The organism is Rhizobium sp. Root1334 (assembly GCF_001426665.1).
Taxonomy (GTDB): domain Bacteria; phylum Pseudomonadota; class Alphaproteobacteria; order Rhizobiales; family Rhizobiaceae; genus Pararhizobium.
In genome coordinates this window covers 884,711-900,221 of the sequence record NZ_LMEY01000001.1, presented here as the reverse complement: position 1 = coordinate 900,221, position 15,511 = coordinate 884,711, and the positions used below count along the sequence as shown (strand labels likewise).

At 58.0% G+C, this 15,511-nt stretch carries 7 protein-coding genes; 2 read left to right on the top strand and 5 right to left on the bottom strand.

What is annotated here, in order from left to right:
• The first annotated feature begins 389 nt into the window (after positions 1–389).
• Entirely contained in the window at positions 390–1,718 is a 1,329-nt protein-coding gene (locus ASD36_RS04330) for a glycosyltransferase family 1 protein (RefSeq protein ID WP_244481787.1), read from the top strand.
• Positions 1,719–1,820: 102 nt separating this feature from the next.
• A complete protein-coding gene (locus ASD36_RS04325; protein WP_156393804.1) occupies positions 1,821–2,444 on the top strand; it encodes a hypothetical protein in 624 nt (207 codons plus the stop codon).
• A gap of 30 nt (positions 2,445–2,474) precedes the next feature.
• Here ASD36_RS04325 and ASD36_RS04320 read toward each other — a convergent pair whose 3' ends face one another.
• From ASD36_RS04320 to ASD36_RS04300, 5 genes are all read right to left on the bottom strand, one after another.
• On the bottom strand, positions 2,475–3,773 hold the full coding sequence (locus ASD36_RS04320) for a capsular biosynthesis protein (protein ID WP_060501354.1): 1,299 nt from the start codon (positions 3,771–3,773) through the stop codon (positions 2,475–2,477).
• A 31-nt stretch (positions 3,774–3,804) separates the two neighbouring features.
• A complete protein-coding gene (locus ASD36_RS04315; RefSeq protein WP_060501352.1) occupies positions 3,805–5,385 on the bottom strand; it encodes an LTA synthase family protein in 1,581 nt (526 codons plus the stop codon).
• A 124-nt stretch (positions 5,386–5,509) separates the two neighbouring features.
• Positions 5,510–6,310: an SDR family oxidoreductase gene (locus tag ASD36_RS04310; RefSeq protein WP_060500482.1), complete on the bottom strand. Its 801-nt coding sequence runs from the start codon at positions 6,308–6,310 to the stop codon at positions 5,510–5,512.
• A 53-nt stretch (positions 6,311–6,363) separates the two neighbouring features.
• Positions 6,364–7,779: an aminotransferase class I/II-fold pyridoxal phosphate-dependent enzyme gene (locus ASD36_RS04305; protein ID WP_060500480.1), complete on the bottom strand. Its 1,416-nt coding sequence runs from the start codon at positions 7,777–7,779 to the stop codon at positions 6,364–6,366.
• Entirely contained in the window at positions 7,776–15,359 is a 7,584-nt protein-coding gene (locus tag ASD36_RS04300; RefSeq protein WP_060500478.1) for a type I polyketide synthase, read from the bottom strand. Before ASD36_RS04300 ends, ASD36_RS04305 begins: the two co-directional genes overlap by 4 nt.
• Between the last annotated feature and the right edge of the window lie 152 nt (positions 15,360–15,511).

Here is a 15,511-nt window from a genome sequence, read left to right as displayed (position 1 = left end):
GGGCGATGTACGTCGCTTTGATGTAATCGCTGCCGATCCTTATGGGCGATGGAAATCCGGAGGTATTGCCAATTTTGGAGGTGGCTGGCTAAACCGAGTAGCCACTTGCGGCGTTCAGTGAACAATCACTCGGTCTCGGCCAAATCAAGAGCTTTTTTCAGCGTGCCGCCATTCTCTGGCGGTTCGGAACGACCGTCGAGAATGGCGCTGCATGCGGATTAGGAATGCATGAGGTTGCGTCCCATATGGCAATCCCCTAGATAGCAATCGACTGCTTAATCACACCCGGTGCCGGGCTTCCCCTGTCAAGCGCTTGCGCAAGGATCCAGGCTTGACGGAATGCATCATCCAGATCTGGTATAGCCAGCAACAACTAGGATTATTAATTCATGTCCAATGCCCGCATCATGGTTGATGGCTATAATCTTGCCCTGGAAAAGGGAACGGGGGTTGCGACCTATGCCCGGAATCTGAGCGAGCAACTGACGGCGCTTGGTCATCAGGTGGACTTGATGTACGGGGTCCGGTCATCGGCCGGAAAAAACGAACTTCTGGCAGAAGTCAGCTTTTTTGATCCCTCGATAAAGCGGATGAAGACCCAGGACATCGTCAAGCGCCTCATCACTTCGCCGCTGGGCGCTACGGCAAGGCAGGTTCCGATAACCGGTAAAGTTATCGCAAGAACCGCTGCGGGCGGGCTTCCTGTGCATGATAGAATCTTCAATGCGCGTGATCTCTACACGATCTCCCGCTGGCACTTCCGGACCTATGGCCAATTTTTGAACGTCGATTATCCCGGTGCGGCTGACATCGCGCATTGGACCTATCCGCTGCCCGTAACACTGAAGAACGCTGCTAATCTCTATACGATCCACGATCTCGTGCCACTGAGGTTGCCCTATACGACACTCGACAACAAGAGAGAGTTCTTGAAGAAGGTCCGGCGTATCAGCGAGAAAGCGGATCACATCGTTACGGTTTCGGAAGTTTCCAAGAGAGATATTATCGACTTGCTCGGCGTTGATGAAAGCCGCGTGACCAACACCTATCAGGCGGCCAGTCTGCCGAGCTATATTCTCAACCGTCCCGAGGATGAAGTTCGTCAAGAGGTCCAATCCATTTTCGGCCTCGAACACAAGGAGTATTTCCTGTTTTTCGGCGCGATCGAACCGAAAAAGAATGTCGCCCGTATCATCGAGGCCTATCTTGCGAGCCAGACGAATCGCCCGCTTGTTATCGTTGGCCAGCTGGTCTGGAAGAACGCAAATGAACTTCGTCTCCTCGGCGTTCCTCAGGACACGGACAAATCAGCGAAGAAACAGTTTAGCGATCCGACAGTCGGCCATGTCTCGAAAACGTCCTCTGTCATCCGGCTGGAGTATCTCCCTCTCAATTTGCTGACGTCCCTGATCCGCTGTGCGAGAGCCGTCGTGTTTCCCTCGTTGTACGAGGGTTTCGGGCTGCCAATCCTGGAGGCGATGCAATTGGGTACTGCCGTCATCACCGGCAGTGAAGGTGCTAACCCGGAGGTGGCGGGGGACAGTGCGTTGATCGTCGATCCCTACAATGTTAATGCAATCTCGCAGGCCATAAGAGATATGGCAAATGACGATGGACTGGTGGAGCACTATCAGGCCGTTGGTATGGAACGGGCGAAGCTGTTTTCCCCGGAGAAATACCGCGAGCGCCTGCAAGATCTTTATGCAAAGTTCAAATAAGATACTTTAATCGTCAGGCATAAATTTTATGACGCAGAAATCAGGCCGTCGATGACCGATCAAATATCGTCTCTGAATGACCTTCTCGCAAAGGCGAGAGAAGTGGCGTTGGCATCCCCGGATCAAAATGCATCGACGCTTCTTCTCGAAGTCTGTTCCGCCACTTCGGCGCTGATTGCGAAGCAGGACGAAATGCGTAAAGAGGCTTTTCGCGATGGTATCCGGGGCGCTGCAAAGGTTATTCGCAATCGCCAGGCAGCCCCGGGCTCCGCGCTTTCTGAGCTGTTTACGGAGGATGGCAGCAACCCGGATGTCTTTGCCGAGGAGCTGAACGGTATAGCGGACACCCTGACCGTCACTGTCGCCGACCTGCGCAAGCTCAGGCAGAAGATCAATACTGCATCTGAAGGCACCGACGACATCGATGACGATATCCGGCGTGTCTATTATTCGGTGATGAATGAGCGTAATCCGACGTCAGCTGACGTCCTGCCGCCAGGTTCACCCTCGCGCTCGCTTGACGTTGCAACCTTCGTGATCGAAAAGATTTTGCGCAACGGATGGTGGACGCTCGGCAATAGCGGCGTGGATGCTGATGATAAACCCGTTGGCAAGGTGGGCCTCAGCCCGAACGAAAGTTCCAAGCCCCAGAGCGCCGCGACCCCGCCTCTTACGTTACTTTCTACGCTTGTGCTCGCCCTGATCGAAAGCAGCAAGTCCCGCTGAGACGGCGTAAACACGTCGAGGCCGGGCCGGTCAATGAGAACGAGAGCCTCTTTTGTGCGGTTTCTTGCGCGGAGGCGGGTCGATGAAGGCGCCGGGTTGATTGATCGATCGGGCGTGTAGCCTTTCGGCGATCGCCTCTGCGCCGGCATCCGTGCCGGTGGCCGAGTAGAAATTGCCCCGAACCTGAATTGCCGCCGCAAGCAAGCGAAAAAAGGCTGATTGGACCGGCTCCTGCGGGATTGTTGGCGCCGCCCAGAATTGATCGAGCTCTTGCTGATCGCTAAGCTTGGCAATGTCGAAGACGGCCGTTCCCAGCACTTTAACGGGTGTACCCAGTTGCAAGGCATGAAGCCCGACTGTGGAGTTGATGGTGACAACGCCAGCGGTTTTTGCCAGCAGCGCATTCAGGTCGCCCCCATCCAGGAACTGCACTCGCCCGCCAACGCCAAGCCTGGTTGCCAGTTCTCCAGCATAGGCCCGCCAGTCGATAAGCCCGTTGTCGAGGGGATGTACTTTGACCACGAGCTGGGATGCGCGCGGGGCGTGAGCGGCAAAGGACGTGATCACCTCGGTGATTGCTTCGCGTTGATCATTATAGGGTGAATGCGCCCGTAACTGGAAATCAGTTTGCAATTGCAACGGGAAAACGAAAAACGAAATGTCGCCGGCAAGCATGTTCTCAACAAGCATTGTTGCGGCTACGGCTCTTTTTCTGCCGCTCGTCAGCCGTATTATCCAGCCGGCATATTCCGCCAGGGGATGAAACAGGGCGTGGCGGCGATAGTGCGGAAACAGAAACCACAGGAAAACATTCGGCAGATTGTATAGGAGGTCATAGGCGGCCTCGACTGTAAAGCTCTGGCTGTAACGTCTCGTCCAATCCGGTTCCGGAAGGGTATGGGCCGCTTCGACGATCTGCTGCGGATCGTTGGGGAAATGCGAATTGGATGACATCCCGTTGCGTTCAAGTGTCAGCCAGTCCGGCCGAAGGTAGCCCATCTCGACGACCGATACCGTTATGTCACGGTCCTTGGCTGCATCAATTGCAGTGAGATGGTAGGGACGTTCCTCTCCAAGGAGGACGAGGTCCGTGACCGCATGCCGGTCCATGAAAGAGGCAACATAGGTGCGCCAGTCGTTTCCGGCACGGCCACGGTAATTGTACCCGCCCTTGCGCCGCCAGAAAATCTGGTCACCCGGATTTAGATTGATCCGCAGGCAGGGATGGCCCTTGGCTTCCAGCCGGTCGGCGGTCTTGGCAAAGATCGGCGAGGATGGTCCTTGCAGAAACAGGAAGACACGCTGTTGCGGCGCATTTTGCAAAGTCATTGTCCCTGCACCTTCGAAAATAATGCCGGCACTATTGCAGATCATCCCTGTGCAGATTGGCATGTTTCAACATGGCTTCCAGCAGCTTCCAAGGTTCTACGCTACGCGGAGACGACGGAGCATTCTGCGATGTGCGCGCGGCGGCCAGTGGCACGATGAAGTAATCGGTGCGGGGATCGGGGAAGGGGTCGGCAAAGGATTTTAGCAGCGGCGCGTGGTCACCGTAGAAAACCAGCCAGACGGGGCGATCGAGCGTGTCTAGGTGATCGACGAGTTCACCCAGCGCCTTGTCGGATTGCTGCAGGATATCGAGATAGATCCCGACAGGATCGACGATTCCTTCAACGCGGTTGGGCTCCCAAGGTCCATGGTTGGCCATCGATGCGACGAAGAGAAAACTACCCTTGTCATCGGTCTGGCTTTCCACGTCAGCGATGACTTTGCGGGTCAGGGCACTATCCGAAACATAGGGGCCGTCGCGGAGGGGATCATGGTCGAAGTCGTCGAGCATGGTCATCTTTTCAAAGCCGAGTTGCGGCATGGCTTTGTGGCGAAGGAAGAACGTCCGGTCATAGGGGTGCATGAAATGCGTGCTCCAGCCCGCATTCTTCAGCTTCGTCGGCCAGACCACATTGGTATAGTGGCCCGCCCGCAGGTAGGGATAACTTGCATCAATATGCAGGTCGTCGGGAACAAGGCCGCTCAACACCGCGAATTCCGTGCGCAGCGTGTACCCGCCCTCAAACACCGTTGCGAGGCGCCCCCACTGCACGGCAAGTTTCTGCAGCCTGTCGATGGTCGGCAGCTTGATGCTGTCTACACCGCAATGGCGCATGTCGATGAAGGATTCTGACTGCCAGACAATGACCAGCGGTGCCTTGTTGTCGGCATCGTGACCGATCAGATCATGGACGGCTGCGAAGAAGCGTTCTTGCAATTCGGCCACGATCTTTTCACGGCGGCGGCCCAGCCAGAGGATGAAATGGAAAATAACGGATGCGAAGGTTCCGAAACGGATGGTGCTGACCTTGACGTTCGGCTTGCCGACAAGGTGTTGCACGAAATCGGCCACCGGCCTGTTCACCGGACCATAGAACAGCAGAATCCAGGGTAGATCGGCGATCAGGATCATCAGGATAATCCAGAGCAGCTTGTGGCTGGCAGGCAGGATGCTGGGCTCGAAATACATGTACAGCGCCGAGACGCCGAAGACATACAGGAAGGCGACAACCCAGAAAACGATGTTGAGCGAGTGGGCGTAGAAGATCGTCTTGTACTTGAAGACGTCGGCGACCAGGGCGATATCTGAAAAGACCAGCGGTTCGCGAATGAACCTGTATTTGGCCCGGGATATTCCGGTGAAGATGACGAAGAAGCTCATCGTTCCGGCGCTCGCATAGAGAGGGCGCCAGGAGATCGAGAAGAAGCCCGCAAACACGAGAGCAATGATTGGCAGCCGTGACAGGATATCGACGGTGGCGCGGCGGCGGCTGGATGGCGGCCGGTGTCTCCGGCGCTCGCGTGCGGGCAAGGCAAACTTGTCTGTATACAGGATGACAGCACAGGCCAGCGCGTAGCAGAGAAAGGTCAGCGTTACCGGATGGTAGTGCATATGGAGCGACGTGAACGCCAAACGAATACCTTTGATCTTTCATCGCCTACCGATGCGTCATGCACCGCCGCGGCTGAGCGACACTTAAAACCTATTCACGGCGGATACAAGCAGGCTCTACTGTTCAGCGCTGGTCGCTTATCCGTTGAATACCCCTGTCGAACCACCAGTTGAGAACCGGCTTCACCGTCGAGCCAAAACGTCCCAGCGCCCACAGCGTCCAGCCGAAAAACACCTCGAATTGGCCTCTGTCGATGGCCCGCACGATCTGCAGCGCAACGGTAGCGGAGGACCAGGGAGCAACCCGTCCCATGATAACCGTTGCTTCAAGCGGCCGATGTTCCAATTCGCGGGAAAACTGCGGCGTTTCTGTATCGGGCGGGAAACAGACAGAAACCTTGACCCCGTGCGGCTTTGCTTCCGAACGAAGAGCGTCGGCGAAACCATGCAGGGCAAATTTCGAGGCACAATAGGCCGTGTAGCCATAGATACCGATCAAACCCGCGCCGGACGATACCAGCATGATCCGGCCGGAGCGCCTTTGCTTCATGGTCGCATAAACCGCGCGCACCGCGTGGACGCTGCCGAACAGGTTTGTCTGAATCTGCCGATGGAAGGCAGCCGGAGATAGCGTATCGAAGCGTCCGGGTTCGACAATTCCGGCAGATGTGATCAGGATGTCACAGGGGCCGAAGGCATCTTCGCATTTGTGTATTGCCGCCAATGCCTGATCTTCGTCGGCAACGTCGGCACTTTCAATGCGGATCGATGCTTCGCCGTGATCTTTGATAAGTTCGGTTCTGGCCGCCTCAAGCGTGGGCAGGGAGCGTGCGAGCAGCGATATGCGTACGCCGCGGGCAGCATAGATACGCGCCAGTGCCAGTCCGATCCCGCTTGATCCGCCGGTAATGATCACATGAGTCATGCCGCAAGACCGGTTCGGTTCATGGACGTTCGCCTGGCTGTTTCGGGAGCGCGTTATCGGGTGGCGAGCATCTTCATCATCTGCTGGACATCGATCGATGCGAGACCGAAATTCCGCTCAGTCAGATCCTTGAGCTTTTCAGCCGTCATCGCCACAGTCTGGCGGATCTGTTCTTCCGTATGTTCGCTGGTGATGAAGAACCGCAGACGCGCCATTCCTTCCGGGACTGCCGGATGGATGATTGGCAATGCGTTGATGCCGGCGGCCAGAAGATCGTTTGACAGTTGCACTGCACGCAGAGAATCACCAACCAGAACCGGAACTACGGAGAAGCCGGCACTCAGACCCGTGTCCAGACCGGCTTCCTGGGCAAGCTTCAGGAAGAGTGTGCCGTTGCGCCTCAAGGCGGCGACACGTTCCGGCTCGCCTTCCAGAATATCCAGGCTGGCGATGGCCGATGCAGTCAGAACCGGTGCGAGGCCGACACTGTAGACGAACCCTCCAGCGGTTGCCTTCAGTACGGCTGCCAGAGCACCGCTGCCGGCGATATACCCGCCGCAGCTCGATGTCGTCTTGGAAAGTGTTCCCATCCAGATATCGACCTGGCGCGGATCGATGCCGAAATGTTCGAACGTACCTTTGCCACGTTTGCCGAGAATGCCGAGCGAATGGGCCTCATCGACCATCAGCCAGAAGCCGTACTCGGCCTTCAGTTTCATGATCGCGGGCAGATTGGCGATATCACCGTCCATGGAATAGACGCCTTCGACGATCACCAGAATGCGGCGATAATCGCCGGCAACCGTCCGCAGTACATGTTCCAGGTCGTTCGCATCATTGTGCTTGAACAGGCGGCGCGTAGCGCCAGATAGCTTGATGCCGGCGAGTGCACTGTTGTGAATGAACTCGTCGTGCACGACGAGATCCTTCGGACCCATCAGGCAGCTGATTGCCGCGACATTGGTCAGGTAGCCGCTGACAAAGCAGACGGCCGCTTCGACGCCGTAGAAAGCGGCGATACGCTCTTCGAGTTCGGCGTGCGCCGGGCGTTCGCCGGCCACAAGCCGGCTGGCTGATGCCGAGATACCGAAGGTGCTGATGGTGTCGCGGGCCTGTGCCAGAACATGTGCATGCCTGTTGAGGCCGAGATAATCGTAAGACGCGAAGTTGATCAGCTTGCGTCCGTCGATCACTGTCGTGGCACCGGCTGCCGTCTGATGCGCGCGGTAGAACGGATTGTCGATACCCAGCTGTTCGCTGGCGACTTTCTGGGTCTGGACCTGCTTGTACTCCGGCAAATCCTCGAATCGCGTCTGTTTGCGCCTGACGGGCGGAGGAACGTCGCGCTCTGAACGGGCCATACGATTGCGCTCTGACGACTGATGCGCATTGCGCATCTGGTCCAGAAGGTTCTCTTTCAGGCTGCTGTTCATCTTCGCAGCGCTGTTGCGTTCCTCACTCTCGCTCATTGGCTCACTGCCTTTTCCGTACCGGTGCCGGTATGGCGCTGGGCGAGCTCGTTGACGATCTTGTTGTCCGTTGGCTCGCTGTCTTCGTCGCTGCCGTGATCCCGCTTGCTCACCTTGTCGTAGAGCTTACGTGCAACATCGCCAACGGTCGTATTGTCGGCAACGCCGCTCAACGGCATGTCAAAGCCGGTATTCTGCTGGAAGCTGATCCCCAATTCAACGGCCATCAAACTATCGAGACCGATTTCCTTCAGGATCTTGCTGCGCGAAATCGTATCCTTTGATACGCGCAGGATAGCTGCGATTTCGCTGGCAACCAGATCATAGAGGATATCTTCGGCCTCTTGCGCCGATTTTCCGTCGATCATTGCCACAAGATCCATGGTCTTACCGTCGCTGCCTGCAGTGTGCTGGTCGGCGGTTCGCAGGATGACCTCGAAGAGGGCATTGCGGACCACCGGCAGGTTACGCGCCGCGGCCCAATCGAGTTCGGAAACCATTGCAACGGCGGCATCGACGGTACCCGGATCGGACCGGATATAGCTCTCGACCTGATTGAGGGCGGTTTGCGCCTTCAGAGCCGTTTTGCCGATACGCTTGGAAAGCAGATCGTTGACGTCGGTATTCTGTGCCAGATAGCCCTTGTCGGCGATCGCACCGAAGCCGATGGCGAGCCCCGGCAGACCTTCAAGCCGGCGAGCGCGGGCAAGACCCTCAAGATAGCCGTTGGCAGCCACATAGTTGGCCTGGCCTGGATTGCCGACCAATGTGGTTGCCGACGAGAACATGATGAAATGTTCGAGCGTATCGGCGCGGGTCAACCGGTCAAGAACGGCTGCGCCCTGCGCCTTCACGTCGATGACCGGACGGTTACGCTCGCGGCTGAGATTGTTGATCAGCGCGTCGTCGAGGACCATTGCGGCGTGAACGACGGTCTTCAGGGGGGCGATCTGCCGAAGTGTTTTCAGCAGAGCGTCTGCAGCAGCTTCGTCCGTCACGTCGCAGGCGTGGATGGTCGCCGAGACGCCCATGTTTTCCCATCGCTTGATCGCTTCCAGGGTCTCGATATCGGCGATACCCCGGCGGGTGGCGAGCGCGATGTTGCGCGCACCCTTTTCAACCAGCCAGTTGGCAGCAGCAAGACCGAACCCGCCGATACCACCAACGACCAAATGCACGCCAAGACTATCGACAGACATGCGGCCGGCCGGCCGGTTGGCAACTTCATCGCGTCCGGCAACGGGTGGCAAAACGACGATCTTGCCGATATGGCCGGCATTCTGCATCAGGCGGAAAGCGTTGCCGATTTCGTCGAAACCGAAGGCGCGGTAGGGGAGAGGCACAAGTTTGCCTTCTTCGAACAGCGCGCCGATTTCTGTGAAAATCCGCTTCGTCAGGTCCGGCGCGTTGACCAGCAACTGGTCGGCATCGATACCAAAATAGCTGATATTGCGGCGGAAAGGCCGAAGGCCGATCTTGCTGTCACCGTAGTAGTCACGTTTGCCAAGTTCGAGGAAGCGGCCAAACGGCTTCACCAGCGACAGGCTCTGTTCCATGGCTTCGGCAAACAGCGAGTTCAGTACCAGATCGACACCTTCGCCGCCGGTAACGCCGAGGATCTCGTTGACGAAGGCCAGCGAACGCGAATCGAAGACGTGATCAGCACCGAGCATCTTCAGGAAACGGCGCTTTTCGCGCGTTCCCGCTGTGGCGATCACCTTGGCACCGGCAAGCTTGGCAACCTGCAGGGCTGCAAGGCCGACACCGCCGGCAGCGCCGTGGATCAGGATCGTTTCGCCAGGCCGAATACGGCCAAGCTCGATCATCGCGTAATAGGCGGTAAGGAAGGCAACTGGCACGGTTGCTGCTGCGACGGGGCTGACGGTTTCCGGCAGTCTGGCAACGCCGGACCGCGAAACGACCACATGGGTGGAAAAGGCTGCGGGCGCGATCGCCATTACGGCGTCGCCGACCGACAGGTCCTTGATGCCGCTGCCGATGGCAACGACATGGCCGGAAAGCTCCATGCCGATCGTCGCTCCGGCAAAACCGTCCTCCAGCGCTTCTTCCGGCAAAAGTCCCATCGCCCACATGACGTCGCGGAAGTTCAGGCCGGTTGCAGCGACCGCAACGACGACGTCGTCCGGGCCAGCCTGCGGGATGTCTGACTGTTCCCAGGCAATGCTGCCGACCTGCGAGCTGACACGCTGGCGGATGGTCGCGGCCTTGAAGCCCGTCGTCTTGCGCAAGCTTTGATCGACCGGGCCGGGTACGGCGCGGATTTCCGAAAGGATACCGTTCTGTCCGTCAAGCAGCCATTCGCGGTTTCCGCTTGTATCGCTCAGTAGCGAGATCGCCGCAGCGAGCTGGTTACCAGGTCCGGCCTTGGGTCCAGTGAAATCGAGCGAATGGATATCGAGGATATCATACTCGTTTTGAAGCACGCGGGCGAATGCCCACAGGCCACTGTTGACGCTTGATCCGGACACATCCTTGCCGCGCCCGTTCGATGTGACCGGCGCGCCACCGGGAGCAGCAATCACGAGACGCGGACGCTGATCGGCTGCAGGTTCCGCATGCGCATAATACTGTCGAAGCGACTCGGCAAAGGCACTGAGCGACAGGACGCGATTTTGCAGAGCAGCCGAATCCTGGCTGCGATCCGCCGCAGTGGTTGCCGACAGGTAGACGGCGCGGATCGGTTTTTCGTTCAATCCGGCGACGGCCTCAGTGATCTTGTCCTTGTCGATTTCGAAATCGCCAGTCAACTGAACCTGGATAAGAGGAGCCTGAATGGCATCCTTGCCTGAAGGAAGTGTGTTCTGCAGGCTAGAAACATTACCTTCGTGCAGCACAAGCACCGGCCTTGCGACCTCTGCGGGCTGGGCGTCGGCAGTTGGGGCGATCTCGGTAAACAGGCCGCCCTGCGCCTCGACCGTGATGATGTTTCCGTATGGCAATTCGCGATCTGCAACGGAGATGTTACGAAGGCCGAGATCGGTCAGGTCCTTTTGCCATTGCGTGATCGTAGCCAGCTTGCCGATCGGAAACTCGACGGCCTGGGTGCGGGCAAACCAGCTTTCGGTCAATCCGAAGGCGAAGTCGCTGAACACTGTCGGCGCATTGGTCGCAGCGACAAGAGCCCCATTTTCCCGCAGGCAGACACGCAGCGCATTGCGAATGGCGCCGTCTTCATCGATCAGGGTGAAAATCGTATCCGAAGCGCTGACAACGAGATCGAAAGCCGGAAGCGACGCGAATGCGTCCTTTTTCAGAACGCGGACATGTGCGTCTTCCTCGAAGGCGATCTCCAGATTGCGCTGGGCATTTTCGCGTGGTTCGACAACGATCAGGCTGGCGCCATATTTTGCCGCCAACGTCGCGAGCTTGCGGGTGAAGCCGGCAGAGACGGTGCCTGCTTCAACAATCCGCAGGTTGGTTTTGCCCTCTTTGCTGGTGAGCGCTTTTTCGGCCGCCGCCAGAATGAGATCCATGCGTTGACGGGTGGACTCGGAATGCACGGTCTGGTGATCGAGCGTTGCATCGCTGATGAAGCCCTGCGGCTTTATTGCTTCAACTTCGTTACCCGATAGCTCGGCGGCAAAGAGACTGTCGATGCGATCCAGCGCTTCAGCGTAGGAATTGTTGATCAACACAGCTTCCACGGCGCGCTCGGAGCGTTCGCCATAGAGTTCCTTGAGAATGTCGCCAACGGGAGGAAGCGAAAACTCGGCGGCGATCTTCCAGCTACCACCCTTGTGTTCGCACAAGCCGGCGTCTTCCAGGACATAGAGGCAATTGGCGAGGAAGCAGCGGAAGGCAAAATCGCCGGGAAGCGACCGCGTATCGACCTTGGCCGTGCCCTTGCCGAGCTTGAGCGCGATTTCGTGGCAGGCGCGGTAGATCGCTGCGTTGAACAGAAGCGTCGTATTGTCGATGCCACTCTCTTCCGTTGCGGCAAGCAACGGCAGCGGAAGCGCATGCGATTGCCCCAGCGTTGCAAGCGGTAGGGACCGATCGGAAGGGACAGCCTCATAGTGGAAGGACAGCATGTCCAGCGTCTTGTGCTGGCGCAAATAGGTCCGGCGGAAACGGCAATCGTCGAATGCCGCAATGACTTCGCCACCCTTGCCGAAGAAACGGAATTTTGCCTTGATCGAGTTGGCGCTAATGCGCTCGATCTCCACCACGGCGCGTTTCACCGTGAGGCCGGAGTTTGTCAGGCGCACGGAGCCGAAGCGCACCGGGATATAAGGCGCACCGCCGGCATCACCGGTAAAGCGATCAAACAGCGCTACCAGTCCATGGAAGGTTGCATCCACGGAAATCGGATTGAGGCTGTAGGAAACAAAGGGATTGCCCGTTTTCTCGGGCTCTTTCAATTCGACATCGATGAACCGGTCGCCATAGCAGACCGCCCTTGCCATCAGCTGGAAGCGAGGACCGTAATCCAGGCCGAACTGACGCGCAGTTTCATAGGCCTTCGCCGGTGTCACGGTCGCGGTCTTTTCCACACCGGCAAAGATGTTGCCGGAGGTGACCGGATCGGCGGGGATCGGTTTGCGGCTTCTTGCCACCGCATGTACAGCCCAGTCATCTTCCGAAAGGCGCTCGCGGGAGCGAATCTCGATATCGCCGGTTTCTGGAGACAGGATGGTCGAAAGTTCCATCATCCGATTGTCGGCAAGCTCCAGCGGCCGCACAATCTCCAGATTGGTGATATCGACCTCTGTGGTACCATAGTATTGCTGCGCGGCGGAAATGGCGATCTCGATGAAACCGCTGCCTGGCAGGATAGCCTTGCCGTCGACGATGTGTTCCGCCAGATCAGGGAACAGATGCGCGTCGACGTGGTTCTTCCAGCTGCCGCTATTGAGGTCGCTCCGCCAGCCAGCCAGCGTATAAGGTGTTTTTGCACCACGGCCGAACACGTCGGTGGCGTCGCTTGTCGATGCCGGACGCAGTTCGGCCAGTTCAAACGGCAGGCTTGGTAGGCTCACGAACGCATTGCGCTTGCCAAACAGGCGCGCTTCATCGAAGGCGGCACCATGCGCAATCGCACGCGCCATTGCACGCGAAATGGGATCCTGACCTTTTTCGCCGGCGTCACGCAACAGGGTCGCAACGACCGTGCCGGGGATCGACGCCTGCTTGACCGTTTCCTTGAGATAGGACGATAGAATCGGCCGCGGGGAGATTTCAATGAACAGGCTGCAGCCGAGTTCGATGGCAGCTTCGGTCGCTGCCTGGAAACGGACCGGTTCGCGGACGTTCTTCCACCAGTAATCCGGATCCAGTTGCGTACCATCCATCCGCTCGCCGGTGACGGTCGACAGATAGGCAAGTTCCGATTTGCGCGGCGCGATGTCCGGAATATCGGCGAGGAAGGCCTTCTTGGCGCGATCGATGATCGGGTGGTGGAACGGATAGTTGATATCGAGAATTTGAACGGGAATCTTCGCCTTGCGTGCGGCATCGCGGAAGGCGGAAACTTCGTGTGCCGGGCCGGAGATCGTTACCGAGTTGTGCGCGTTGATCGCAGCCACACAGATCTGCTCAAGTCCGCGGGACTTGGCGAAGGCATTTGCGGCCTCTTCGCCGAGCATGGCGGCGGCCATGGTGCCTTGGCCAGCCAGAAGGTCCTGGTGCAGCGAGCGCTTGGCAACGATCGAAACGGCGTCAACGAGCGAGAGAGCGCCGGCCGCGTAAGCTGCAGCGATTTCACCGACGGAATGACCAAATACCGCCGTCGGCTTGATGCCCATGGCAACAAGCGAATCCGACAATGCTGCCTGGACGGCGAACAATAGCGGCTGGGCGAATTTCGTGTCGGAAAGCTTCTTGTCCAGATCCGGGTCTGTCAGCAGGTCGGTTAGAACGATGTCCGAATGGAACTTGAACAGCGCGCTGACCGAGGTGAAACACTGGCGGAAATGCAGGTTTTCGCGGAAGGCCTCAACCCCCATGCCGGCCCACTGGGAACCGTTGCCGGAGAATACGAACGCAACCTTCGCATCCTTCGTTACGGCTTCACCGGTTTCACCGATATCGGAGGCTGGCTTTTCGAGATGGCTGGCAATGGCGCGGATGATGTCTTCCGGATGATCGCTGCGCGCCGCAAAACGGTGGCGCATCTGCGTGCGGTTGACACCGGACGCGGCGATTACAGTCCGAGCTTCATCCTTTGAGGTTTTGGCGAACGTCGACTTGTACGACTTCAGCAACTCCTCGAGGCTATGGGCGGTATGGGCGCTTGCCATGAAGACATGGCCAGCCGCGTTGTTGCGGCTGCGTTCTTCCTGGACGGGATCCGGATCGCTGATGACGACGTGAGCATTGGCGCCGCCAAAACCGAAGGAGTTGATCCCGGCAAGACGGGCGCGCTTGCCGCGCAGCAGTTCGATCGGGTTTGCGGTAACGCGCACGTTCAACCCGTCGAAATCGATGTTCTCGTTGGGGGTTTCGAAATGCAGCGATGCCGGCAGGTAGTTGTTCTCAAGTGCCATGACGGCCTTAAGCATGCCGAACAGGCCGGACGCCGGTTCCGTGTGGCCAATGTTTGACTTGATCGAACCGATCGGTACCGGCGCACGCCGGTTGGCGCCGATCACCGTGCCGATTGACCAGACTTCGGAGGGGTCGCCGACCTTGGTACCTGTCCCGTGGCCTTCGACGAAGGCAACCTGGTTGGAATCGATATTGTTGCCTTCATAGATGGAGCGCAACAAATTGGCCTGGGCCTCGCGCGATGGCAGGGAAATACCATTGGTGCGTCCGGCAGAATTGACGCCGGTCGCGACGATCTTGGCGTAGCTGCGGTCCTTTTCCTGCCGTGCCCTGTCGGACCGGCGCAGAACGAACACGACACCGCCTTCGGCGCGGACATAGCCGGCACCATCATTGTCATAGGCGCGGCAAAGCCCTTCCGGGGATAGCATGCGCGCCTGCGCAAACCCGACAAACGGCAGCGGGTGGGCAAGAATACTGACGCCGCCGACGATAGCAGTGTCGATTTCGCCTGCATTCAGTGCCCTCATCGCCTGATCGAGCGCGACCAGCGACGAGGAGCAGGCGGTATCGACCGTCATGCTCGGTCCGCTCAGACCGAAAATATGGGAAATACGGTTGGAAACGATCGAGAGCGTGTTTCCAGTCATGAAGTAGGGGCCGGCGGCGGCCGGATCCTCGACGGTGAGATTGGCGTGGTCGAGGTTCGACGCACCAATATAAACACCGACATTTTCACCGTGCAGCGAAGGGATCGAGATGTTGGCATCTTCGAGCGCGCGCCAAGCCAGTTGCAGCAAAACCCGCTGTTGCGGGTCCATGTGCATGGCTTCGCGCTGCGACATGCCGAAGACTGCCGGATCGAAATCATAAATGCTGTCGAGCACCCCGGCGGCGAAGGAATAGGTCTTGCCCGGATTGCCGATGACGGGATGCCAAAAGCGCGCAAGGTCCCAACGATCAGACGGAATGCGCGTGACCGTGCATTTGCCCTGGCGCAAAACTCGAAACAACGCCTGTGGCGAATTCGCTCCAGGGGCGAGACATGCGCGCCCTATGATTTCAACTGTCATATTTTCTCGAACGTTCTAGATTGCTGTAAGTTGTCTTGCTGATTGCACTTGATACGCGAAAAAGCAATTGGAACTTCTTCTCCGGGTCCGCAGATCATCTCGTCATTGCTTTGGTGTCAGCTATATTAGTGGCTTTTTAAATCATGTTCACG

Bases quoted from the DNA above. Each gene is read 5' to 3' on its own strand.
- ASD36_RS04330 (WP_244481787.1), top strand. From the start codon at position 390: ATGTCCAATGCCCGCATCATGGTTGATGGCTATAATCTTGCCCTGGAA.
- ASD36_RS04320 (WP_060501354.1), bottom strand. From the start codon at position 3,773: ATGACTTTGCAAAATGCGCCGCAACAGCGTGTCTTCCTGTTTCTGCAA.
- ASD36_RS04315 (WP_060501352.1), bottom strand. From the start codon at position 5,385: ATGCACTACCATCCGGTAACGCTGACCTTTCTCTGCTACGCGCTGGCC.
- ASD36_RS04310 (WP_060500482.1), bottom strand. From the start codon at position 6,310: ATGACTCATGTGATCATTACCGGCGGATCAAGCGGGATCGGACTGGCA.
- ASD36_RS04305 (WP_060500480.1), bottom strand. From the start codon at position 7,779: ATGAGCGAGAGTGAGGAACGCAACAGCGCTGCGAAGATGAACAGCAGC.
- ASD36_RS04300 (WP_060500478.1), bottom strand. From the start codon at position 15,359: ATGACAGTTGAAATCATAGGGCGCGCATGTCTCGCCCCTGGAGCGAAT.